Below are 22,997 nucleotides of genomic sequence, written 5' to 3'. Positions count from 1 at the left end.
TTAGGCTCCCTTCTTAGCTTTGATTTTGATCGCAGGGCTGACCACGACTTGGCCGTTCTTGGCGCCTGGAACCGCACCCTTGACCAGCAGCAGTTGGCGCTCAGCGTCAACACGTGCGATTTCGAGGTTTTGCGTGGTTACAGTAACGTCACCCATGTGACCGGTCATGCGCTTACCAGGGAAAACGCGACCTGGATCCTGCGCCATACCGATGGAACCTGGAACATTATGCGAACGGGAGTTACCGTGGCTGGCACGACCGGATGCAAAGTTGTGACGCTTGATGGTACCAGCGTAACCCTTACCGATCGAGACACCTTGAACGTCAACCTTTTGACCGACTTCGAACAGGCTGGCGGCGATAACTTCGCCGGCCTTCAGTTCGGAAGCCTTGGCTGAATCAATGCGGAATTCTCTGAGGATGGTACCAGCCTCGACGCCAGCTTTGGCGTAGTGACCAGCGGCGGCTTTAGTCACGCGTGAAGCGCGACGCGAACCGAATGCAACTTGAACAGCGGTATAACCGTCTGTTTCAGGCGTTTTGATTTGGGTCACGCGGTTGTTCGACACGTCCAACACGGTTACTGGGATTGAATCCCCATCTTCCGTGAAGATGCGCATCATACCAACCTTGCGACCAACAAGGCCTAAGCTCATTGTTTTTCTCCATTCCCGCCTACGATTGGGCGGGGCTGATGTTTGTACAACTAAAATAAGCACGACTGCAAAGACGAAATCCGTCGGCAATCGCACCGAAGCCGATCAGTATAACCGCGCAAATATTTATTTGCAAGACCATCTTTGTCGTGGTATGTCAAAGATCCGGCGGTTAAGGCTGATTTACAACACCTGAAAAACACCTATAAATAGCTGGGGACAGAGCTGCACGGGAAGTGTAATTCGCCACCCCTCGGTAGCTCTTAAACCCTGCCCGGGCAATTCTGCCCCACAATGATATTTCTTTGATATTTCGCTGGTATTGCTTGTTGCAAATTTATTACTGCAGCTTGATTTCCACGTCTACGCCAGCTGGCAGGTCCAGCTTCATCAACGCATCGACAGTCTTGTCGGTTGGGTCAACGATGTCCATCAGGCGTTGGTGGGTGCGGATTTCGAACTGGTCGCGCGATGTCTTGTTGACGTGCGGCGAACGCAATACGTCAAAACGCTGGATACGTGTCGGCAGAGGCACTGGGCCTTTGACAACCGCGCCGGTGCGCTTGGCTGTATCAACGATTTCCTGTGCGGACTGGTCGATCAGCTTGTAGTCGAAAGCCTTCAGGCGGATACGGATTTTTTGGTTAGCAGCGGACATGATTTTCCTTTAAAGAACGAACCGTGGATGAACGCCACCCACGGCATATTGTTACATTGACAAACCGCCGAGGCGGCTTGCCTGTTGCACTACAGTGTTGCTATTACGCGTCAGGCAGGATCTTGGCAACGACACCTGCACCAACAGTACGGCCACCTTCGCGGATCGCGAAACGCAGACCTTCTTCCATCGCGATCGGGTTGATCAACATTACTGTGATCGACACGTTATCGCCTGGCATGACCATTTCCTTGTCCTTTGGCAACTCGATCGAACCAGTCACGTCCGTTGTACGGAAGTAGAACTGTGGACGATAGTTGTTGAAGAACGGTGTATGGCGGCCGCCTTCGTCTTTCGACAGAACATAGATCTCGCCTGTGAAATGCTTGTGCGGCTTGATCGAGTTCGGCTTGGCCAATACCTGGCCCCGCTCTACGTCTTCACGCTTGGTACCGCGCAGCAACACACCAACGTTGTCGCCTGCTTGACCTTGGTCCAGCAGCTTGCGGAACATTTCAACGCCAGTACAGGTGGTATCTTGCGTATCACGGATACCGATGATTTGCAGTGCTTCGCCAACCTTGACGATACCGCGCTCGATACGACCGGTCACAACAGTACCGCGGCCCGAGATCGAGAACACGTCTTCCACTGGCAGCAGGAAGGCGCCGTCAACAGCACGTTCCGGTGTCGGGATGTAAGTATCCAGTGCTTCAGCCAGTGCCATGATGGCTTGCTCGCCCAATGGGCCAGTGTCGCCTTCCAGAGCCAGCTTCGCCGAACCCTTGATGATTGGCAGGTCGTCGCCTGGGAAATCATACTTGGTCAACAGCTCGCGCACTTCCATTTCAACCAGCTCGAGCAACTCTTCGTCGTCGACCATGTCCGCTTTGTTCAGGAACACGATGATGTATGGCACGCCAACTTGACGCGACAACAGGATGTGTTCACGGGTCTGTGGCATTGGGCCGTCAGCTGCCGAACACACCAGGATCGCACCGTCCATCTGCGCCGCGCCGGTGATCATGTTTTTCACATAGTCAGCATGGCCTGGGCAGTCAACGTGGGCGTAGTGGCGGTTTGCAGTTTCGTATTCAACGTGAGCAGTGTTGATCGTGATGCCGCGCGCTTTTTCTTCTGGCGCTGCGTCAATCTGATCGTACGCTTTGGCTTCGCCGCCAAATTTCTTCGACAATACTGTCGCGATCGCTGCTGTCAGCGTGGTCTTGCCGTGGTCAACGTGGCCGATAGTGCCAACGTTGACGTGCGGCTTGGTCCGCTCGAATTTACCTTTTGCCATTTTATTCTTCCTTCAAAAAGAACGATGTCGTTAAACAATGAGTGAAACATTTGAGCCCTTGCCCGCTCTTGGCGGGCAAGGGTTGCTTGCCTGTTACTTAGCCTTGGACGTTACGATTGCATCGATAACGTTCTTCGGCGCTTCGGAGTAATGCTTGAATTCCATCGAGTAAGTTGCGCGGCCTTGAGTGGCCGAACGCAGCGAAGTCGAGTAACCGAACATTTCCGACAGCGGCACTTCAGCCTTGATGATCTTGCCGCCACCGCCTGCGATTTCATCCATGCCTTGCACCATGCCGCGACGCGACGACAGATCGCCCATCACGGTACCGGCGTAGTCTTCCGGAGTTTCGACTTCAACAGCCATCATCGGCTCCAGAATAACCGGGCTGGCCTTGCGGCAGCCATCCTTGAACGCCATCGAAGCGGCCATGCGGAACGCATTTTCGTTCGAGTCGACATCATGGTAAGAACCGAAGAACAGGGTTACCTTGACGTCAACCACCGGGTAACCGGCCAACACGCCGGTGTTCAGTGTTTCGCGCACACCCTTTTCAACTGCAGGGATGTATTCGCGTGGAACGGTGCCGCCCTTGATCGCGTCAACGAACTCAAAACCCTTGCCTGGTTCTTGCGGCTCGATCTTCAGAACCACGTGACCGTACTGACCACGACCACCCGATTGCTTGACGAACTTGCCTTCGATTTCTTCGCAAGTCTTGCGGATGGTTTCGCGGTAGGCAACCTGTGGCTTACCGACAGTCGCTTCAACGCCGAATTCGCGCTTCATGCGGTCGACGATAATGTCCAGATGCAGCTCGCCCATACCGGCGATGATGGTTTGACCCGATTCTTCGTCAGTACGCACGCGGAACGATGGATCTTCAGCAGCCAGGCGATTCAAGGCCAGACCCATTTTTTCCTGGTCTTGCTTGGTCTTAGGCTCAACTGCCTGCGAAATCACCGGCTCAGGGAATATCATGCGTTCCAGGATGATGAATGCATTGGCGTCGCACAGTGTGTCGCCGGTAGTCGTATCCTTCATCCCGATCAGCGCAGCGATGTCGCCTGCCAGAATTTCCTTGATTTCTTCGCGCTGGTTCGCGTGCATCTGCACGATACGGCCGATACGCTCTTTCTTGCCCTTGATCGAGTTCAACACGGTGTCGCCCGAATTCAAGGTGCCCGAGTAGCAGCGCATGAAGCAGATCTGGCCAACGAACGGATCGGTTGCGATCTTGAACGCCAGGCCGGAGAACTTTTCGCCGTCTTCCGGCTTACGCGAGATCGGCTCATCATCTTCGTCCAGGCCCGGTACCGGCGGAATGTCCAGCGGCGACGGCAGGTACTCGATCACGCCGTCCAGCATGGCTTGCACGCCCTTGTTCTTGAACGCAGTACCGCACATCATCGGCACGATTTCGCTGGCCAGGGTACGTTGACGGATCGCAGCCTTGATTTCGGCTTCGGTCAGGTCGCCTTCTTCCAGGTACTTGTTCATCAGTTCTTCCGATGCTTCAGCAGCGGCTTCAACCATGTTTTCACGCCATTTGGCAGCTTCTGCAGCCAGCTCGGCAGGAATCTCACGGTAGTCGAACTTCATGCCTTGGGTAGCGTCGTCCCAGTAGATAGCCTTCATCTTGACCAGGTCGATCACGCCTTCAAACTTGTCTTCGGCGCCGATAGGCACTTGCATTGGCACAGGGTTGGCCTTCAGGCGAGCACGCATCTGCTCGAAAACCTTGAAGAAGTTCGCGCCGGTGCGGTCCATCTTGTTGACGAACGCCAGACGTGGAACCTTGTACTTGTTAGCTTGGCGCCAAACTGTTTCCGACTGTGGCTGCACGCCGCCGACCGCACAGTAAACCATGCAGGCGCCATCCAGAACACGCATCGAGCGCTCGACTTCAATCGTGAAGTCAACGTGGCCCGGGGTGTCGATGATGTTGATGTGGTGCTCAGCGAAATTACCCGCCATACCCTTCCAGAAGCAGGTCGTAGCAGCGGAAGTAATGGTGATGCCGCGCTCTTGCTCTTGTTCCATCCAGTCCATGGTGGCGGCGCCATCATGGACTTCACCGATTTTGTGATTCACACCGGTATAAAACAGAACGCGTTCTGTAGTCGTGGTTTTACCTGCATCGATGTGAGCGGAGATACCGATATTGCGATAGCGCTCAATGGGGGTCTTGCGAGCCATGATTTATTCCTAAGTCTTTTAATGCACGAAACCGAGCGCCATTTTTGATAAAAATATGCGCTCGGCTCGAACAAATTTCAGATGCGGACAGACGTCTCGATTCAGGGAGGCGGCTGTCCAGTCTATTAGAAGCGGAAGTGCGAGAACGCCTTGTTCGCTTCTGCCATACGGTGAACTTCGTCACGCTTTTTCATTGCGCCGCCGCGACCTTCTGCGGCTTCCAGCAATTCGCCACCCAGACGTTGCGGCATCGATTTTTCGCTGCGCTTGTTAGCTGCTTCACGCAACCAACGCATCGACAAAGCCATACGACGGACAGGACGAACTTCAACTGGCACCTGGTAGTTTGCACCACCAACGCGACGCGACTTCACTTCAACCAGCGGCTTGCAGTTGCCGATGGCAAGTGCAAACACTTCCAGCGGATCTTTGCCGGATTTGGTCTGGATGTGCTCGAAGGCACCGTAAATGATGTTTTCTGCGACCGATTTCTTACCGGACAACATCAGGACGTTGACGAATTTCGCAACATCAACATTACCGAATTTCGGATCCGGCAGAATCTCCCGCTTGGGAACTTCACGACGACGTGGCATTTCAATTCCTTTCAATCTTCAGTTGAGCGACAGATCTTTTGTATCTGCACGCTCGCGGACAGCCATCATAGCCACCCACTTACTCGGCTCATCCGGAGCCGACACTTGTTTCGTTCGGCTTACGCCTGGCGAAAACTATTATTTCTTTGCAGCCTTGGCACGCTTTGCACCGTACTTCGAACGTGCTTGCTTACGATCCTTGACGCCCTGGGTATCCAGTGCACCGCGAACCATGTGGTAACGCACACCCGGCAAGTCTTTTACACGGCCGCCGCGCAACAGCACGACACTATGTTCTTGCAGGTTATGGCCTTCACCGCCGATGTACGAAATGACTTCGAAACCGTTGGTCAGGCGAACTTTGGCAACTTTACGCAGAGCCGAGTTAGGCTTCTTTGGAGTTGTCGTATAAACGCGGGTGCAAACGCCGCGTTTTTGCGGGCTGTTTTCCAGCGCTGGTGATTTGCTCTTTACGACCGCAGAAACGCGCGGCTGGCGAATCAATTGATTGATGGTTGGCATCGTTATATATCCAACAAAATTACGACGTTAATAACAACAATCCCGAAATCGGTTGTCCGGGATTGGACAGATACTTGCGCCAGGAATCATACGATTCATACAAAACCCTGCGCACAATTCGATTCGGCAGTAGAGGAGAAACGCGCCATGGGAAGCGGAAGCAGACCAAAGAACGTTCGGCCCATAGAGCCTACAATCGAGAACCCGCGAGTATATCCTCATGATGCCTTGCAGTCAACCGCAGTCTCAGATGCCTGCCCCGTAAACACAACAGATCGCCGCGCTTCTCCAGAGCGGCTGAGACCGTTGTCTTTTTTACAAGCCGACGCTGCCGGCAAAGCAGTGTTTATCTGATGCGGCGCGGTTACCGGCGGCGGCTTTGCGGGATAATGGGATTCGACTATTTTTCTCCACGATGATGCCCGCCTTGTTTCGCCGCAACAATCTGTTCGTACTGGTTACCTACCTGGCGCTGTCCCTGGTCCCCTTCGTGCCCCTGCTGTTCGGCCAGACGATAGATCATCCGCTGCGCATCATCCTCACCGAAATCGGGCTCTGGCTGGTGATCTGGTCGATTTTCAAGCGCCCCGCCTGGTTTCACTGGCTGCTGATCCCCGCCTTCCTGGCCCTGCCGACCGAAATCTACCTGCGCAAGTTTTACGGCCAGGGCATTTCCACCCACCATCTCGGCATCATCGCCGAGACCAGCCCCGGCGAAGCGATGGAGTTCCTGGGAAACAAGATCTGGTGGCTGGCGCTGATCCTGGCCCTGGTGGTGCTGTGGTGGGCGCTCAGTTGGCTGGCGGCCAGCCGCACCCGCGACCTGGATCTGGAAGGACCTTCCCGCTGGTTTGGTTGGTCAGTGCTCGCTATCGGCCTGTGCGTTTGGCTGTACGGCCAGGAAATCGGCATCCAGGCGGCGTCCGCGGCTGTCGCCAGCAGCAAGGCGACCTCCCTGCCGGTACCGGATAGCCAGGGCATGCACCTCGGCAAGCTGCCCAGATGGGCGGCCACGCCGCTGGAAGCGGAACCGGTCAGCCGCACCTGGCCCTTCGGGCTGGCAGTACGCGGCTACGATTTCTGGAAAGAACGGGAATACCTGGACGACCTGGAGCACAAGAACAGCCAGTTCCACTTCGGCGCGCACCAGGCCAGCCAGCAAAACACGCCGCAAATCGTGGTGATGGTGATCGGCGAATCGTCGCGCTACGACCGCTGGAGCCTGAATGGTTATCAACGTGATACCAATCCCTTGCTCAGCAAGGAAAGCAACCTGGTCAGCTTTACCGATGTCATCACTTCGGTCTCGGCAACCCGGCTGTCGGTGCCGGTCATCGTGTCGCGCAAGCCGGCGACGGAAAGCCTGAAAGCCGGTTTTGCCGAAAAATCCTTCATTACCGGCTACAAGGAAGCCGGCTTCAAGACTTACTGGATCTCGAACCAGATGTCGTACGGCAAATTCGATACGCCTGTATCGGTATTCGCCAACGAGGCCGACGTGGTGCAATTCCTCAACCTCGGCGGTTTCACCGACACCTCGAACCTGGACGCCATCCTGCTGCCGCAGCTGCAAAAGGCCATGCGCGATCCGGCGCCCAAGAAGCTGATCGTGCTGCACACCCTGGGCAACCACTGGAACTACAGCCACCGCTACCCCCAGCCATTCGACAAATGGCAGCCCTCGCTGTTCGGGGTCGAACATCCGGCCTACACCAACCTGGCGAACAAGCCGGCCCTGAGCAACAGCTACGACAATTCAGTGCTGTATGTGGACTGGTTCCTGTCGCAGGTGATCGATAACCTCAGGGATTCGAAGCAGCTGAGCGCCATGATGTATTTCTCCGACCACGGCCAGACGCTGTACGACGGCAGTTGCAAGATCGCCTTCCACGGCCACAACACCCAGTTCGAATTCCATATACCGGCCATGATGTGGTATTCCGATTTGTACAAGCAAGCCTACCCGGACAAGGTGGAACAGCTGTTGCGCCATAGGCGCACCCGGATGACCACGGAGAACGTGTTCCATTCTCTGCTCGACCTGGCCGACATACGCTATCCGGATGAACGCCTGGAATGGAGTTTCCTGAGCAGCAAGCTGCGCCCCCACAAACGTTATGTCGACAGTTATGGCTGGAGCGATTACGACAACTCCACCTTCAAGGGCGACTGCAGGGAAGTGATCGACAACGGCAAGCCGCTGCGACAGCAGCGTGACTAAGCAAGCACTTACTTGGCTAAGCAGTTCAATCCGTTGCCCGTTAATTGCATAAGTTTTGGGCTAAATTTACGCCATATCAATATGGCCCCAGCAGAATGACTTTAATATCTGTGGAATAAACAAGCCATCCAAAGCATATCTTTTGAGCATTCTTTAGGTATCCTTTGAATATCTTATAATAACGATATTCAAAAGGGACCTGAGGAGTTTTACGTGGGCAAGGAAGTGCAAATGTCTATAAAAATGGAGCAGGAACTACGCGACCAATTCATGGCTGTGGCAGCCGGCCGCCATCGCCCGGCTGCACAGATCATTCGCGATCTGATGCGCCTTTACATAGCCAACAACGAGACGCCCAATGCGCTGACAGCAGAAACGATACGCAAAGGGCGCCAAGGTGAAGACGTATTCCAGGCGTCTAGCGCGTCCGACCTGTTCAAACAATTAGATATTTAATGCGCCTGGCAAGCTTTACCGGACAATTCAAACGCGACGTAAAGCTGGCCGAAAAACGGGGTAAGGATATGCGCAAACTCCGCCATGTCATCAAGCTGTTGTTGACAGGCGCAGTATTACCAGCTGAGTTTGGCGATCACCCGCTAAAAGGGGAATGGAAACCCAGCCGCGATCTCCACTTAGAAGCCGACTGGCTCCTGATTTATACCGCTGACGAAAAGAAGGTACATCTCGAGCGCACCGGTACACACGCCGATCTTTTCGGAAAATAAGACATCAATTTAAGAACAGTCTTTGAGCTAACCCAAACAAGACGGCTTTCTCCAACTATAAATAAAAACGGCAGTGGATGATTTCTCATCCACTGCCGTTTTGCTTGCTAATCCGATGAAAGGATTAAGCTTCGCCGCCCTGCGCACCCAGCTCCTCAGCTGCCCGTGCTTCGGCAGCCGCCAGGCGTGCAGCCTGCTCGGATTGCAACAGCGCTGTGCGCTCTTCCGCTTCCCAGCTGTCTTTTTCCTTGCGTGCACGGTGGAACGCGAGACCGGTGCCGGCTGGAATCAGACGGCCGACGATGACGTTTTCCTTCAGGCCGCGCAGGGTGTCTTTCTTGCCCATGATTGCGGCTTCGGTCAACACCCGGGTGGTTTCCTGGAACGATGCGGCCGAGATGAACGAATCGGTCGACAGCGATGCCTTGGTAATACCCAGCAACACGTTTTCGTAGGTTGCAGGAATCTTGCCCGCTGCAATCACGCGGTCGTTTTCGTCCAGCAGTTCCGAACGCTCGACCTGCTCGCCAGTAATGTAAGACGCATCGCCGGCATCAACGATCTGAACGCGGCGCAACATCTGGCGCACAATCACTTCGATGTGCTTGTCGTTGATCTTCACGCCTTGCAAGCGGTACACGTCCTGGACTTCGTCGACGATGTAGCGCGCCAGCGCTTCGATACCCAACAGGCGCAGGATGTCTTGCGGATCGGCTGGGCCGTCGACAATCATTTCGCCCTTGTTCACGACCTGGCCGTCATGCACCAGCACTTGCTTGTCCTTGGTGATCAGGAACTCGTGCTTGTTGCCGTCCATGTCTGTGATTTCCAGACGTTGCTTACCCTTGGTTTCCTTACCGAAGGCCACAGTACCTGTGACTTCAGCCAGCATGCCAGCATCTTTCGGCGAACGCGCTTCGAACAGCTCGGCAACGCGTGGCAGACCACCGGTAATATCGCGAGTCTTTTGCGATTCAGTCGGGATACGCGCCAACACTTCACCAACGTGCACTTGCTGACCGTCTTTCACGGTAATCAGCGCGCCGACCTGGAAGCCGATCGTCACAGCGTGTTCGGTACCGGCGATCTTGACTTCTTCGCCTTGCTCGTTCAATAGCTTGACCTGCGGACGAACAGTTTTGGTAACCGAACCGCGACGCTTCGCATCGATAACCACCAATGTCGACAGACCGGTAACTTCATCGATCTGACGGGCAACGGTAGAACCTTCTTCGACGTTCTCGAAACGGACCGTACCGGTGTACTCGGTAATGATCGGACGAGTCAACGGATCCCATGTCGCCAATGCCGTACCGGCCTTGATGGTCAAGCCATCCTTGACGATCAGGGTGGCGCCGTAAGGTACTTTATGACGCTCGCGCTCACGGCCATGGTCGTCAGTGATCAGGACTTCACCGGAACGGGAAATCACGATCAGCTCGCCCTTGCCGTTAGTCACGTAACGCATGGTCGCCGTGAAGCGGACCGTACCGTTGGACTTGGCTTCAACACTCGATGCCACTGCCGAACGCGATGCCGCACCACCGATGTGGAAGGTACGCATGGTCAGCTGGGTACCAGGTTCACCGATCGACTGCGCAGCAACCACACCGACTGCTTCACCGTTGTTGACCAGCGAGCCGCGACCCAGGTCGCGACCGTAACATTGCGCGCACAGGCCGTAGCGTGTGTCACATGTCAGCGGAGTACGGACCTTGACTTCATCGATGCCCAGGCGTTCGATTTCTTCAACTGCATCTTCGTCCAGCAACGTACCGGCTTCGTACAACGTGCCTTGGGTTTCCGGATTGACGATGTCGTTGGCAGCAACACGGCCGAGGATACGGTCGCGCAGCGCTTCGATAACTTCACCGCCTTCAACCATCGCCTTCATCGAGGCGCCGTTGGAAGTGCCGCAATCGTCTTCGATCACGACCAGATCCTGGGTCACGTCAACCAGACGACGTGTCAGGTAACCCGAGTTCGCAGTCTTCAACGCAGTATCGGCCAGACCTTTACGTGCACCGTGGGTCGAAATAAAGTACTGCAAAACGTTCAGACCTTCGCGGAAGTTCGCGGTGATCGGCGTTTCGATAATCGAACCATCCGGTTTCGCCATCAGGCCACGCATACCGGCCAGCTGACGAATCTGTGCTGCGGAACCGCGCGCACCGGAGTCGGCCATCATGTAAATCGCATTGAACGATTCTTGCGTACCCTTGGTGCCGTCGCGGCGAACCACGTCTTCTACCTTCAGCTGTTCCATCATGGCCTTGCCGACGTCGTCGCCGGCCTTGCCCCAGATGTCCACAACCTTGTTGTAGCGTTCGCCGGCAGTCACCAGACCGGACGAGTACTGCTGTTCGATCTGTTTCACTTCTTGTTCCGCGGTAGCGATGATGGTTGCCTTTTGTGGCGGTACCAGCATGTCATCCACGCAGATCGAGATGCCGGCACGGGTCGCCAGGCGGAAACCGGACTGCATCAGCTGGTCGGCAAACACCACCGTAGCGCGCAGGCCGCACTTACGGAATGCCGTGTTGATCAGCTTCGAGATTTCCTTCTTCTTCAACGCACGGTTCAGCACGGTGAATGGCAGGCCCTTAGGCAGGATTTCCGACAGGATCGCGCGGCCGACAGTCGTTTCGTAACGCTTGATGGTCTTGACGAACTCACCTGTGACCGGATCCTTCGGATACTCGGTAATACGCACGGTAACGCGGGTAGTCAGCTCGACTTCCTTGTTGTCGTAAGCACGGATGGCTTCCGACACGTCAGGGAACATCATGCCCTCGCCCTTACCGTTGATTTGCTCACGGGTGGCGTAGTACAGACCCAGCACGATATCCTGCGACGGTACGATCGACGGTTCGCCGTTCGACGGGAACAGGATGTTGTTGGAAGCCAGCATCAAAGTGCGTGCTTCCATCTGTGCTTCGATCGACAGTGGCACGTGGACCGCCATTTGGTCGCCGTCAAAGTCGGCGTTGAATGCGGCGCAGACCAGCGGGTGCAATTGGATTGCCTTGCCTTCGATCAGGACCGGCTCAAACGCCTGGATACCCAGACGGTGCAATGTAGGCGCACGGTTCAACATGACCGGATGTTCACGGATCACGTCTTCCAGGATGTCCCACACCACCGAAGTCTGGTTTTCAACTTCCTTCTTGGCTGCCTTGATCGTGCTGGCGATGCCCATCACTTCCAGCTTGTGGAAAATGAATGGCTTGAACAATTCCAGCGCCATCAGTTTCGGCAAGCCGCATTGATGCAGTTTCAGCTGTGGACCCACCACGATAACCGAACGGCCGGAATAGTCGACGCGCTTACCCAGCAAGTTCTGACGGAAACGGCCGCCCTTGCCCTTGATCATTTCTGCCAGGGATTTCAGCGGACGCTTGTTGGCGCCAGTCATTGCCTTGCCGCGACGGCCGTTGTCCAGCAGCGAGTCGACCGCTTCCTGCAGCATCCGCTTTTCGTTGCGAGTGATGATTTCCGGAGCGCGCAATTCCATCAGGCGCTTCAGGCGGTTGTTACGGTTGATGACACGGCGATACAGGTCGTTCAGGTCGGAGGTGGCGAAACGGCCGCCATCCAGCGGCACCAGCGGACGCAACTCAGGCGGCAGCACCGGCAGCACTTCCATGATCATCCAGTCAGGCTTGATGCCCGAACGCTGGAACGCTTCCAGCACCTTCAGGCGCTTGGCGTATTTCTTGATCTTGGCTTCGGACTTCGACTCTTTCAATTCCTGACGCAGGGTTTCCGCGTCACGGTCGATATCGATCGCGCGCAGCAACTCACGGATGCCTTCGGCGCCCATGAATGCGGTGAAATCGTCGCCGTATTCTTCGTACTTGGCGGCGTAGTCGTCTTCCGACATGATCTGGCAACGCTTCAGCGGCGTCATGCCTGGATCGGTGATGACGTAGGCTTCAAAATACAATACGCGTTCGATATCCCGCAGGGTCATGTCGAGGACCATGCCCAGACGCGACGGCAGCGATTTCAGGAACCAGATATGCGCAGTCGGCGAAGCCAGTTCGATATGGCCCATGCGCTCACGGCGCACCTTGGCCAGCGTGACTTCGACGCCGCACTTTTCGCAGATGACACCGCGGTGCTTCAGACGCTTGTACTTGCCGCAGAGGCATTCGTAGTCTTTGATCGGGCCAAAAATCTTGGCGCAGAACAGACCGTCGCGCTCTGGCTTGAAGGTACGGTAGTTGATGGTTTCAGGCTTTTTTACTTCGCCATAAGACCACGAACGAATTTTTTCAGGCGACGCCAGACCGATCTTGATCGAGTCGAACGTTTCGTTTTGCTGAACTTGCTTGAATAAATCGAGCAGTGCTTTCATGTATCACTCCAGTTGGCGTGAAGAAACTAAGATTCTTTACTATTGCTGCGTGGGGGAAATTGGCACCCCACATCCTTTGCATCGCTGCGGTCCGGTCTGGCTCGATCTCACGGTCTAGTCAGTTGGGGACAGAGTAATTCGTCGCCCTTCGGCGCCTCTTAAACTCTGTCCCACAATTGTGGACGGTTGATCTTGACCGCTTATTCGCGGTCAAGATCCATATCAATACCCAGCGAGCGGATTTCTTTCAACAACACGTTGAAGGATTCCGGCATCCCTGCATCGATCACATGGTCACCCTTGACCAGGTTTTCATACACCTTGGTACGGCCGTTGACGTCATCCGACTTCACTGTCAGCATTTCCTGCAGCACGTACGACGCACCGTAAGCTTCCAATGCCCAGACTTCCATCTCACCGAAACGCTGGCCGCCGAACTGCGCTTTACCGCCCAGTGGCTGCTGTGTAACCAGCGAGTAAGGACCGGTGGAACGTGCATGCATCTTGTCGTCGACCAGATGGTGCAGTTTCAGGTAGTGCATGTAGCCGACAGTAACGCTGCGCTCGAAAGCTTCACCGGTACGGCCGTCATACATGGTTACCTGGTTCTTCGAAGGCGTCATGCCCAGCTGCTTGGCGATGGCGTCCGGATATGCCAGGTCCAGCATGCGGCGGATTTCATCTTCGTGCGCACCGTCGAACACTGGCGTCGCGAACGGCACGCCGGCTTTCAGGTTGCTGGCCAGGTGCAGGATCTCGTCGTCCGTCAGGCTATCCAGGTCTTCCGATTTACCGGATTCATTGTAGATAGTCGTCAGGAACTTGCGCAGTTCCGCGATCTTGGTTTGCGCCTTCAGCATTTCGCCGATACGCAGGCCCAGACCCTTGGCTGCCCAGCCCAGATGGACTTCCAGAACCTGACCGATGTTCATCCGCGATGGCACGCCCAGCGGGTTCAGCACGATGTCTGCCGGTGTACCGTCGGCCATGTGCGGCATGTCTTCGATCGGCAGGATGCGCGAAACCACACCCTTGTTACCGTGGCGGCCGGCCATCTTGTCGCCAGGTTGCAGGCGGCGCTTGACGGCCAGGTAAACCTTGACCATCTTTTGCACGCCAGGCTGCAGCTCGTCGCCCTGGGTCAGCTTCTTGCGCTTTTCTTCGAATGCCAGGTCGAACTGGTGGCGCTTCTCGGCGATCGATTCCTTGATCGCTTCCAGCGCTACCGCTGCATCGTCATCCGCCGGGCGGATATCGAACCAGTGGTATTTGTCCAGGTCTGCCAGGTATTCCTTGGTCAGCTTGCTGCCCTTGGCCAGCTTCTTCGGACCGCCGTTGACAACCTTGCCGATCAACATGCGTTCCAGACGTTCGAAGGCATCGCCTTCAACGATACGCAGCTGGTCGTTCAGGTCCAGGCGATAGCGCTGCAGTTCATCGTCGATGATCTGCTGTGCGCGCTTGTCGCGCTGGATGCCTTCGCGGGTAAACACTTGCACGTCGATCACCGTGCCGACCATGCCCGAAGGCACGCGCAGCGAGGTGTCTTTCACGTCAGATGCTTTTTCACCGAAGATTGCGCGCAGCAGCTTTTCTTCTGGCGTCAGCTGGGTTTCACCCTTAGGCGTCACCTTACCGACCAGCGTATCGCCGGCTTCGACTTCAGCACCGATGTAGACGATGCCCGATTCATCCAGACGCGCCAGCTGGTTTTCGGCCAGGTTGGAGATGTCACGGGTGATTTCTTCAGCGCCCAGCTTGGTGTCGCGTGCCACTACCGACAACTCTTCGATATGAATCGAAGTGTAGCGATCGTCAGCCACGACTTTTTCGGAGATCAGGATCGAATCTTCGAAGTTGTAGCCGTTCCATGGCATGAACGCCACCAGCATGTTCTGACCCAGGGCCAGTTCGCCCAGGTCAGTCGATGCGCCATCGGCGATCACGTCGTGCTTGGCGACGCGGTCGCCAACTTGCACGATTGGCCGCTGGTTGATGTTGGTGTTCTGGTTCGAACGTGTGTACTTGATCAGGTTGTAGATATCGACACCGACTTCGCCGGCAGTCGCTTCTTCGTCATTCACGCGAATAACGACACGGCCTGCATCGACATAATCGACGATACCGCCACGCAGCGCTTGCACGGTAGTACCCGAGTCAACTGCCACGGTGCGTTCGATACCGGTACCGACGAGTGCCTTCTCTGGGCGCAGGCAAGGAACTGCCTGACGCTGCATGTTGGCGCCCATCAATGCGCGGTTCGCGTCATCGTGTTCGAGGAACGGGATCAGCGATGCCGCTACCGAAACCACCTGGCCTGGCGCCACGTCCATGTACTGGACGCGTTCTGGCGACACCAGGATGGTTTCGCCTGCTTCACGCGCAGACACCAGTTCATCCGACAGTTTCAGGGACTTGTCGATGGTCGCATTCGCCTGGGCGATGATGTAGCGGCCTTCTTCAATTGCCGACAGATAATCGATCTGGTCGGTAACCTTGCTGTCTTCAACCTTGCGGTACGGGGTCTCGAGGAAACCGTATTCGTTCAGGCGAGCATACAAAGCCAGCGAGTTGATCAGGCCGATGTTCGGGCCTTCCGGTGTTTCGATCGGGCACACGCGGCCATAGTGGGTCGGATGCACGTCGCGCACTTCAAAGCCAGCGCGCTCGCGGGTCAGACCGCCAGGTCCAAGTGCCGATACACGGCGCTTGTGGGTGATTTCCGACAGCGGATTGGTCTGGTCCATAAACTGCGACAACTGCGACGAACCGAAGAATTCACGGATCGCGGCCGAAATCGGCTTGGAATTGATCAGGTCATGCGGCATCAGGTTGTCCGCTTCGGCTTGGCCGAGGCGTTCCTTGACTGCACGCTCAACCCGCACCAGGCCGGCGCGGAACTGGTTCTCAGCCAGTTCGCCGACGCAACGCACGCGACGGTTACCCAGGTGATCGATATCGTCCACTTCGCCGCGGCCGTTACGCAATTCCACCAGGATCTTGATCACGGCCAGCACGTCTTCGTTCGACAGCGTCATGGCGCCAGTCAGTTCATCGCGGCCGATGCGGCGGTTGAACTTCATGCGGCCGACAGCCGACAAATCGTAACGGTCAGCGTTGTAGAACAGGCCGTTGAACAGCGCTTCAACCGAGTCTTCGGTTGGCGGTTCGCCTGGACGCATCATGCGGTAGATCGCGACACGAGCGGCCATCTGGTCGTTGGTGTCATCGCTGCGCAGGGTCTGCGAAATGTAGCTGCCTTGGTCCAGGTCGTTGGTGTACAGGGTCTGGATGTCGCTGATGTCAGCTTCACGCAGCTTGGCCAGCAATTCTTCGGTCAGCTCGTCGTTGGCGTTGGCCACTACTTCGCCGGTGTCGCCGTCAACGATGTTGCGCGCCAGGACGCGGCCCAGCAGGTAGTCTTCCGGTACCGAGATCTGTTTGATGCCGGCAGCTTCAACGTCGCGCACGTGCTTGGAGTTGATGCGCTTGTCTTTAGCGACCAGGACCTTGCCCGATTTGTCGGTGATGTCGAAACGTGCGACTTCGCCGCGCAGGCGTTCTGCGACGAATTCCATCTCGGCGCCTTCGTTACGCAACGCAAAGTTGTCGAACACGAAGAAGTTGGCCAGGATCTGCTCGACCGACATGCCGATCGCTTTCAGCAGGATCGTGACAGGCATCTTGCGGCGGCGGTCGACGCGGAAGAACAGGATGTCTTTCGGGTCGAACTCGAAGTCGAGCCAGGAACCGCGGTAGGGAATGATACGTGCCGAGAACAGCAGTTTGCCGGACGAGTGCGTCTTGCCGCGGTCATGTTCAAAGAACACGCCTGGCGAACGATGCAGCTGCGACACGATAACGCGCTCGGTGCCGTTGATCACGAACGAACCGGTAGTCGTCATGAGCGGCAATTCGCCCATGTAGACTTCCTGTTCCTTCATTTCCTTGACCACAGGCTTGGTCGGCGATTCCTTGTCCAGGATCACCAGGCGCACCTTGGCGCGCAACGGCGACGCGAACGTCAATCCGCGCTGTTGGCATTCCTTGACGTCGAACGGCGGATCGCCGAGCACGTAGGACAAGAACTCGAGACGCGCAAAACCATTGTGCGAAACGATAGGGAAAATAGAAGTGAAAGCCGATTGCAGGCCCTCGTTCTTACGTTGAGACGGTACTTTGTCTGCTTGCAAAAAGCCAAGATACGACTCGAGCTGGGTCGCCAGCAGGAACGGAACGTGGTGAACGTTAGCGCGTTTCGCAAAAGATTTACGAATACGCTTCTTCTCAGTAAATGAGTAGTGCATTGAACACTCCGTGAGTGACAGGAAGGATAGAGAATTCAGGATTCGCTGGATCTTTCAATGAAACTAGACAAAACTAATAGTCTGGCTACACTGTCTGAACCAACAATTCCTCAAGTCTCAGCCCTTCGAGCTTGATGGCAACGGACGCTTAATAAAACAACAAGCGCTAAACAAAATCAAAAACGACAAAGGAGCCAAAGCCGAACCCTCTTTTTCGAGAGTTCTGCACTTTGACTCCAGCGCAATAAATGCGCTCTAAAAAGCTGAAATTACTTGATTTCAGCTTCTGCGCCGGCTTCAACCAATTTCTTGGCTGCTGCTTCAGCGTCGGCTTTCGAAACGCCTTCTTTAAGTGGCTTCGGTGCGCCGTCAACCAGGTCTTTAGCTTCTTTCAAGCCCAGGCCGGTGATTTCGCGAACTGCCTTAATTACGCCAACCTTGTTCGCACCGAAAGACTTCAGAATAACGGTGAACTCGGTTTGCTCTTCAACTGCCGCAGCTGCGCCGCCGCCTGCGCCGCCGGCAACTGCAACAGCAGCTGCGGAAACGCCGAACTTCTCTTCGAATGCCTTAACCAGGTCATTCAATTCCATAACAGTCAGACCATCGATCTGGGTCAGGAATGCATCTTTATCAAAAGCCATGTGAAATACTCCTAATATGTTGGGGACAGAGTACAGCTTCGCTTAACTCTTTCCCACAAAACAATTGTTTATTACAGTAATAACATCTGATTGGTTTTAACGCCAAGAAAGCGCCATGAAACTGCAATTAAGCAGCTTCGGCTTCTTTCTTTGCTGCCAGAGCAGCCAAACCACGCACAAATCCAGCGATCGGCATCTGCATCATGCCCACAACTTGGGCCAGCAGAACTTCACGGCTTGGAATGTTTGCCAACGCTTGCACAGCCGCTTTATCAAGCGACTTGCCAGCGAAGTTACCTGCCTTGACTACCAGTTTGTCGTTGGTTTTTGCAAAGTCGTTGATGACTTTTGCAGCAGCAACGGCATCCTCGGAGATCGAATAGATCAACGGGCCGGTCATGTCTTTGGCGAGGTCGGCAAACGCGGTACCTTCAACGGCGCGACGTGCCAGTGTATTTTTCAATACACGCAAGTACACACCCTGGGTACGCGCATTAGCGCGCAGTTGGGTCAAGTGACCAACCTGGATGCCACGATATTCGGCCACGACGATAGTCTGTGCATTTGCAACTTTTGCAGAGACTTCGGCGACTACGGCCTTTTTGTCATTCAGATTGAGACTCAAGATCAACCTCCAAAAATGATGCTCGGATATTACACAACCGCAAATGGCTGCTTACCTCACATCGGTTCGAACACGGCGTCCGAAGTTAGGAGTTCAGAACTAGCGCATGATTATTAACACGCAGCGATGAGACTACAAAACTTGTTCGGGTACACCATCTGCGTTGGGTGCCAGCTGATCGCTCACCTGGTGTTTAACTTTGTGCACTACCTGCATGCACGCCGCCCAACGGTCTTTGATTGCCTGGACCTGCATCGTTACTGCCAATACAGGTCCAGCCCAAAGATTCGCCTGATTGCGCAATGCGCAGCCAGGACTTTATTCTTAATCACTTGAGGACAGAGTACCGCTACGCTTAACTCTGTCCCGCAATACTAAAACTAAACTTACGCAGCCAGTGTCGTTTGATCGACACGAACGCCGGCACCCATTGTCGAAGACAAGGAGATCTTGCGCAGGTATACACCCTTGCTGGTGGCTGGCTTTGCTTTGCTCAATGCATCGATCAGTGCCAACAAGTTGGACTTCAGTTCTGCATCGCTAAACGATTTACGACCGATGGTTGCGTGAACGATACCGGCTTTGTCGGTACGGTATTGCACTTGACCGGCTTTTGCGTTCTTGACGGCAGTTGCAACGTCAGCAGTCACGGTGCCAACTTTCGGATTCGGCATCAGGCCGCGTGGTCCCAGGATCTGGCCCAGGGTACCAACGATACGCATGGTATCTGGCGATGCGATCACGATGTCGAAAGGCATGTTGCCGGCTTTGATCTGCTCAGCCAGGTCTTCCATGCCAACGATGTCGGCGCCGGCAGCTTTAGCTTGTTCGGCTTTTTCGCCGGAAGCAAATACTGCAACGCGAACGGTCTTGCCGGTGCCGGCTGGCAGCACGACGGAACCGCGGACCACTTGGTCCGATTTCTTTGCATCAACGCCCAGCTGGACGGATACGTCGATCGATTCATTGAATTTTGCAGTAGCGCATTCCTTGATCAGCGCAACAGCGCTGTCGAATGGATATGCCTTGATGCGATCAACTTTAGATTGGATCGCTTTTGCGCGCTTAGTTAACTTAGCCATTACAGACCCTCCACCGTGATGCCCATCGAACGAGCCGAACCAGCGATTGTACGAACGCCGGCTTCCAGATCAGCACCAGTCAGATCGGGCTTCTTCAAAGTTGCGATTTCTTCCGCTTGCTTGCGGGTGATCGAACCGACTTTAGTGGTATGCGGCGTTGCCGAACCCTTGGTGATGCCGGCAGCTTTCTTGATCAGGATTGTTGCCGGAGGAGTCTTCATCACGAAAGTGAAGGACTTGTCGGCGAACGCTGTGATCACGACCGGAATCGGCAGACCTGGCTCAACACCTTGGGTCTGGGCATTGAATGCCTTACAGAATTCCATGATGTTCAGACCGCGCTGACCCAATGCTGGACCAATTGGTGGGGATGGGTTTGCTTTACCAGCTGGCACTTGCAGCTTGATAAAACCAATGATTTTCTTTGCCATGATGGCTCCTAAGTGTTGTGAGTATTAGCGCCTGTTCGATCTTGCAACCTAATAGGGCTCCTCTTACTGCTCCGGATTCCATGAGGTTCCTCATGACGCTCCGAACGGCGCTTAAAAATACTTTCCTGCCTGGCTGAATTCCGCGCAGACCCTGCTTATACTTTTTCGACCTTGTCGAATTCCAGCTCAACCGGCGTGGCGCGGCCGAAGATGGTGACCGTCACGCGCACGCGCGATTTTTCGTAGTTCACTTCTTCCACGTTGCCGTTGAAGTCGGTGAAAGCACCTTCCTTGATGCGCACCAGCTCGCCGACTTCATACAAGACCTTAGGCCGTGGCTTCTCGATGCCGTCCTGCATCTGCTGCATGATCTTGTCGACTTCATGCTGCGGAATCGGGGTAGGCTTGTTCGACTTGCCGCCGATGAAACCGGTTACCTTGTTCGTGTTCTTTACCAGATGCCAGGTTTCGTCGGTCATTTCCATCTCGACCAGGACATAACCCGGGAAGAAACGACGTTCGGTAACGGCTTTCTGGCCATTCTTGACTTCAATCACTTCTTCAGTCGGCACCAGGATCTGGCCGAACTGTTCCTGCATCCCAGCGCGGTCGATCCGCTCGGTCAGCGCGCGCTGCACGCTCTTTTCCATACCGGAATAAGCATGCACCACATACCAGCGCTTTTTGCCCGCAGCCGCCGAAGGCGTTGCTGCTGCCGGCGTCCCTTGCGCGTCGTCTTGTGTGCTATCGCTCATTATTGTTTCCAGCCCAAAATCACGTCGTATAACAAAACCTCGAGGAGCTTATCGATGCCCCACAGGAAAATCGCCATTACCAGCACAAATGCAAAAACGATGGCAGTGATCTGCATCGCTTCCTTGCGGGTCGGCCAGACAACTTTTTTTGTCTCACGCACGGCTTCTTTGGCGAAACCGAGGAATTCACGGCCTTGCGTCGATGTCCAGGCGAAGGCGATTGCCACCACCAAACCGGCAACCAGGGCGCCAGCGCGCACCAGACCAGACTGGCCCGACAAAAAATAAAAGCCGACAACGCCGGCGACGACAGCCAAAACTGCCAATATTACTTTGAGCTTGCTGCCGGATTCGCCGACAGTTTGCACAGGGTGGTTAGACATACGCGGTTTACTTTCAGTACCCTACACCTGAATCGGTGGCAGGGGCGGAGGGCATCGAACCCCCAACCTCCGGTTTTGGAGACCGGCGCTCTGCCAATTGAGCTACACCCCTACGCTTAAAACACTTTATCTGGACGGCTTGGCCAGCAGCTCATTTCTCACAAGCATGCATACCATTCAGACATCAACGCCGCGAGACGGGAATTTCCCGGGTCGCGGCGATTACAACTTTTTGCTATTACGCGTCAGGCAGGATCTTGGCAACGACACCTGCACCAACAGTACGGCCACCTTCGCGGATCGCGAAACGCAGACCTTCTTCCATCGCGATCGGGTTGATCAGCATTACTGTGATCGACACGTTATCGCCTGGCATGACCATTTCTTTGTCCTTTGGCAACTCGATCGAACCAGTCACGTCCGTAGTACGGAAGTAGAACTGTGGACGATAGTTGTTGAAGAACGGTGTATGGCGGCCGCCTTCGTCTTTCGACAGAACATAGATCTCGCCAGTGAAATGCTTGTGCGGCTTGATCGAGTTCGGCTTGGCCAACACTTGGCCCCGCTCTACGTCTTCACGCTTGGTACCGCGCAGCAACACACCAACGTTGTCGCCGGCTTGACCTTGGTCCAGCAGCTTGCGGAACATTTCAACGCCAGTACAAGTTGTATCTTGAGTGTCACGGATACCGATGATTTGCAGGGCTTCGCCAACCTTGACGATACCGCGCTCGATACGGCCGGTCACCACAGTACCGCGGCCGGAGATCGAGAACACGTCTTCCACTGGCAGCAGGAAGGCGCCGTCAACAGCACGTTCCGGTGTCGGGATGTAAGTGTCCAGCGCTTCAGCCAGAGCCATGATCGCTTGCTCGCCCAATGGGCCAGTGTCACCTTCCAAGGCCAGCTTGGCCGAACCCTTGATGATTGGCAGGTCGTCGCCTGGGAAATCATACTTGGTCAACAGCTCGCGCACTTCCATTTCAACCAGCTCGAGCAACTCTTCGTCGTCGACCATGTCCGCTTTGTTCAGGAACACGATGATGTATGGCACGCCAACTTGACGCGACAACAGGATGTGTTCACGGGTCTGTGGCATTGGGCCGTCAGCTGCCGAACACACCAGGATCGCACCGTCCATCTGTGCCGCGCCGGTGATCATGTTTTTCACATAGTCAGCATGGCCTGGGCAGTCAACGTGGGCGTAGTGGCGGTTTGCAGTTTCGTATTCAACGTGTGCAGTGTTGATCGTGATGCCGCGCGCTTTTTCTTCTGGCGCTGCGTCAATCTGATCGTACGCTTTGGCTTCGCCGCCAAATTTCTTCGACAATACTGTCGCGATCGCTGCTGTCAGCGTGGTCTTGCCGTGGTCGACGTGGCCGATAGTGCCAACGTTGACGTGCGGCTTGGTCCGCTCAAACTTGCCTTTTGCCATCTTAGACTCCTAAAGATTTGATGAGAATGTCCAGGCCCGCGCCCGACCGTCTTACAGATTGAATTCGACAAGCATCGAATCAGAAACTTGTGAA

At 55.2% G+C, this 22,997-nt stretch carries 18 protein-coding genes and 1 tRNA gene; 3 read left to right on the top strand and 16 right to left on the bottom strand.

Annotated features, from left to right (window positions below; translation table 11 throughout):
- The 6 genes from rplC to rpsL form a co-directional block, all read right to left on the bottom strand.
- Positions 1-657: a 50S ribosomal protein L3 gene (gene rplC / locus CFter6_RS02925; RefSeq protein ID WP_061538668.1), complete on the bottom strand. Its 657-nt coding sequence runs from the start codon at positions 655-657 to the stop codon at positions 1-3.
- A 340-nt stretch (positions 658-997) separates the two neighbouring features.
- Entirely contained in the window at positions 998-1,315 is a 318-nt protein-coding gene (gene rpsJ, locus CFter6_RS02920) for a 30S ribosomal protein S10 (protein ID WP_014004392.1), read from the bottom strand.
- 103 nt (positions 1,316-1,418) lie between these two features.
- Positions 1,419-2,615: an elongation factor Tu gene (gene tuf, locus CFter6_RS02915; protein WP_014004379.1), complete on the bottom strand. Its 1,197-nt coding sequence runs from the start codon at positions 2,613-2,615 to the stop codon at positions 1,419-1,421.
- 93 nt (positions 2,616-2,708) lie between these two features.
- Positions 2,709-4,814, bottom strand: a complete 2,106-nt coding sequence (gene fusA, locus CFter6_RS02910; RefSeq protein ID WP_061538667.1) for an elongation factor G — start codon at positions 4,812-4,814, stop codon at positions 2,709-2,711.
- 125 nt (positions 4,815-4,939) lie between these two features.
- Positions 4,940-5,410: a 30S ribosomal protein S7 gene (rpsG, locus tag CFter6_RS02905; RefSeq protein ID WP_061538666.1), complete on the bottom strand. Its 471-nt coding sequence runs from the start codon at positions 5,408-5,410 to the stop codon at positions 4,940-4,942.
- 138 nt (positions 5,411-5,548) lie between these two features.
- Positions 5,549-5,932, bottom strand: coding sequence for a 30S ribosomal protein S12 (rpsL, locus tag CFter6_RS02900; protein WP_014004389.1), 384 nt, complete (start codon positions 5,930-5,932; stop codon positions 5,549-5,551).
- 418 nt (positions 5,933-6,350) lie between these two features.
- Between rpsL and CFter6_RS02895 the strand changes: the two genes are divergently transcribed.
- The 3 genes from CFter6_RS02895 to CFter6_RS02885 all read left to right on the top strand — a co-directional run bounded on the left by CFter6_RS02895 (position 6,351) and on the right by CFter6_RS02885 (position 8,881).
- A complete protein-coding gene (locus CFter6_RS02895) occupies positions 6,351-8,153 on the top strand; it encodes a phosphoethanolamine transferase (RefSeq protein ID WP_061542187.1) in 1,803 nt (600 codons plus the stop codon).
- Positions 8,154-8,366: 213 nt separating this feature from the next.
- A complete protein-coding gene (locus CFter6_RS02890; RefSeq protein ID WP_205631436.1) occupies positions 8,367-8,609 on the top strand; it encodes an antitoxin of toxin-antitoxin stability system in 243 nt (80 codons plus the stop codon).
- A complete protein-coding gene (locus CFter6_RS02885; protein WP_061538664.1) occupies positions 8,609-8,881 on the top strand; it encodes a type II toxin-antitoxin system YafQ family toxin in 273 nt (90 codons plus the stop codon). Before CFter6_RS02890 ends, CFter6_RS02885 begins: the two co-directional genes overlap by 1 nt.
- A gap of 124 nt (positions 8,882-9,005) precedes the next feature.
- Here the strand turns inward: CFter6_RS02885 and rpoC are convergent, their stop codons facing one another.
- The 10 genes from rpoC to tuf (CFter6_RS02835) form a co-directional block, all read right to left on the bottom strand.
- Complete coding sequence (gene rpoC, locus CFter6_RS02880) at positions 9,006-13,241, bottom strand: DNA-directed RNA polymerase subunit beta' (RefSeq protein ID WP_014004387.1); 4,236 nt, start codon at positions 13,239-13,241, stop codon at positions 9,006-9,008.
- Positions 13,242-13,441: 200 nt separating this feature from the next.
- Positions 13,442-17,548, bottom strand: a complete 4,107-nt coding sequence (rpoB, locus tag CFter6_RS02875; protein WP_014004386.1) for a DNA-directed RNA polymerase subunit beta — start codon at positions 17,546-17,548, stop codon at positions 13,442-13,444.
- A gap of 269 nt (positions 17,549-17,817) precedes the next feature.
- Entirely contained in the window at positions 17,818-18,192 is a 375-nt protein-coding gene (gene rplL, locus CFter6_RS02870; protein WP_014004385.1) for a 50S ribosomal protein L7/L12, read from the bottom strand.
- Between the two features lie 127 nt (positions 18,193-18,319).
- On the bottom strand, positions 18,320-18,817 hold the full coding sequence (gene rplJ / locus CFter6_RS02865) for a 50S ribosomal protein L10 (protein ID WP_061538663.1): 498 nt from the start codon (positions 18,815-18,817) through the stop codon (positions 18,320-18,322).
- 386 nt (positions 18,818-19,203) lie between these two features.
- Positions 19,204-19,899 (bottom strand): 50S ribosomal protein L1, encoded by a 696-nt coding sequence (rplA, locus tag CFter6_RS02860; protein WP_061538662.1) that lies wholly within the window; start codon positions 19,897-19,899, stop codon positions 19,204-19,206.
- Positions 19,899-20,330, bottom strand: a complete 432-nt coding sequence (rplK, locus tag CFter6_RS02855; RefSeq protein ID WP_014004382.1) for a 50S ribosomal protein L11 — start codon at positions 20,328-20,330, stop codon at positions 19,899-19,901. The genes rplA and rplK overlap by 1 nt, the downstream gene beginning before the upstream one ends.
- Before the next feature lie 155 nt (positions 20,331-20,485).
- Complete coding sequence (gene nusG, locus CFter6_RS02850; RefSeq protein ID WP_014004381.1) at positions 20,486-21,085, bottom strand: transcription termination/antitermination protein NusG; 600 nt, start codon at positions 21,083-21,085, stop codon at positions 20,486-20,488.
- Positions 21,085-21,468 (bottom strand): preprotein translocase subunit SecE, encoded by a 384-nt coding sequence (secE, locus tag CFter6_RS02845; RefSeq protein WP_014004380.1) that lies wholly within the window; start codon positions 21,466-21,468, stop codon positions 21,085-21,087. The genes nusG and secE overlap by 1 nt, the downstream gene beginning before the upstream one ends.
- 36 nt (positions 21,469-21,504) lie before the next feature.
- Positions 21,505-21,580 (bottom strand) — tRNA-Trp (locus CFter6_RS02840).
- A 126-nt stretch (positions 21,581-21,706) separates the two neighbouring features.
- Positions 21,707-22,903 (bottom strand): elongation factor Tu, encoded by a 1,197-nt coding sequence (gene tuf, locus CFter6_RS02835; RefSeq protein WP_014004379.1) that lies wholly within the window; start codon positions 22,901-22,903, stop codon positions 21,707-21,709.
- Between the last annotated feature and the right edge of the window lie 94 nt (positions 22,904-22,997).

Source organism: Collimonas fungivorans (assembly GCF_001584145.1).
Lineage (GTDB): Bacteria > Pseudomonadota > Gammaproteobacteria > Burkholderiales > Burkholderiaceae_D > Collimonas > Collimonas fungivorans.
This window is presented reverse-complemented; position numbering and strand designations above follow the sequence as displayed.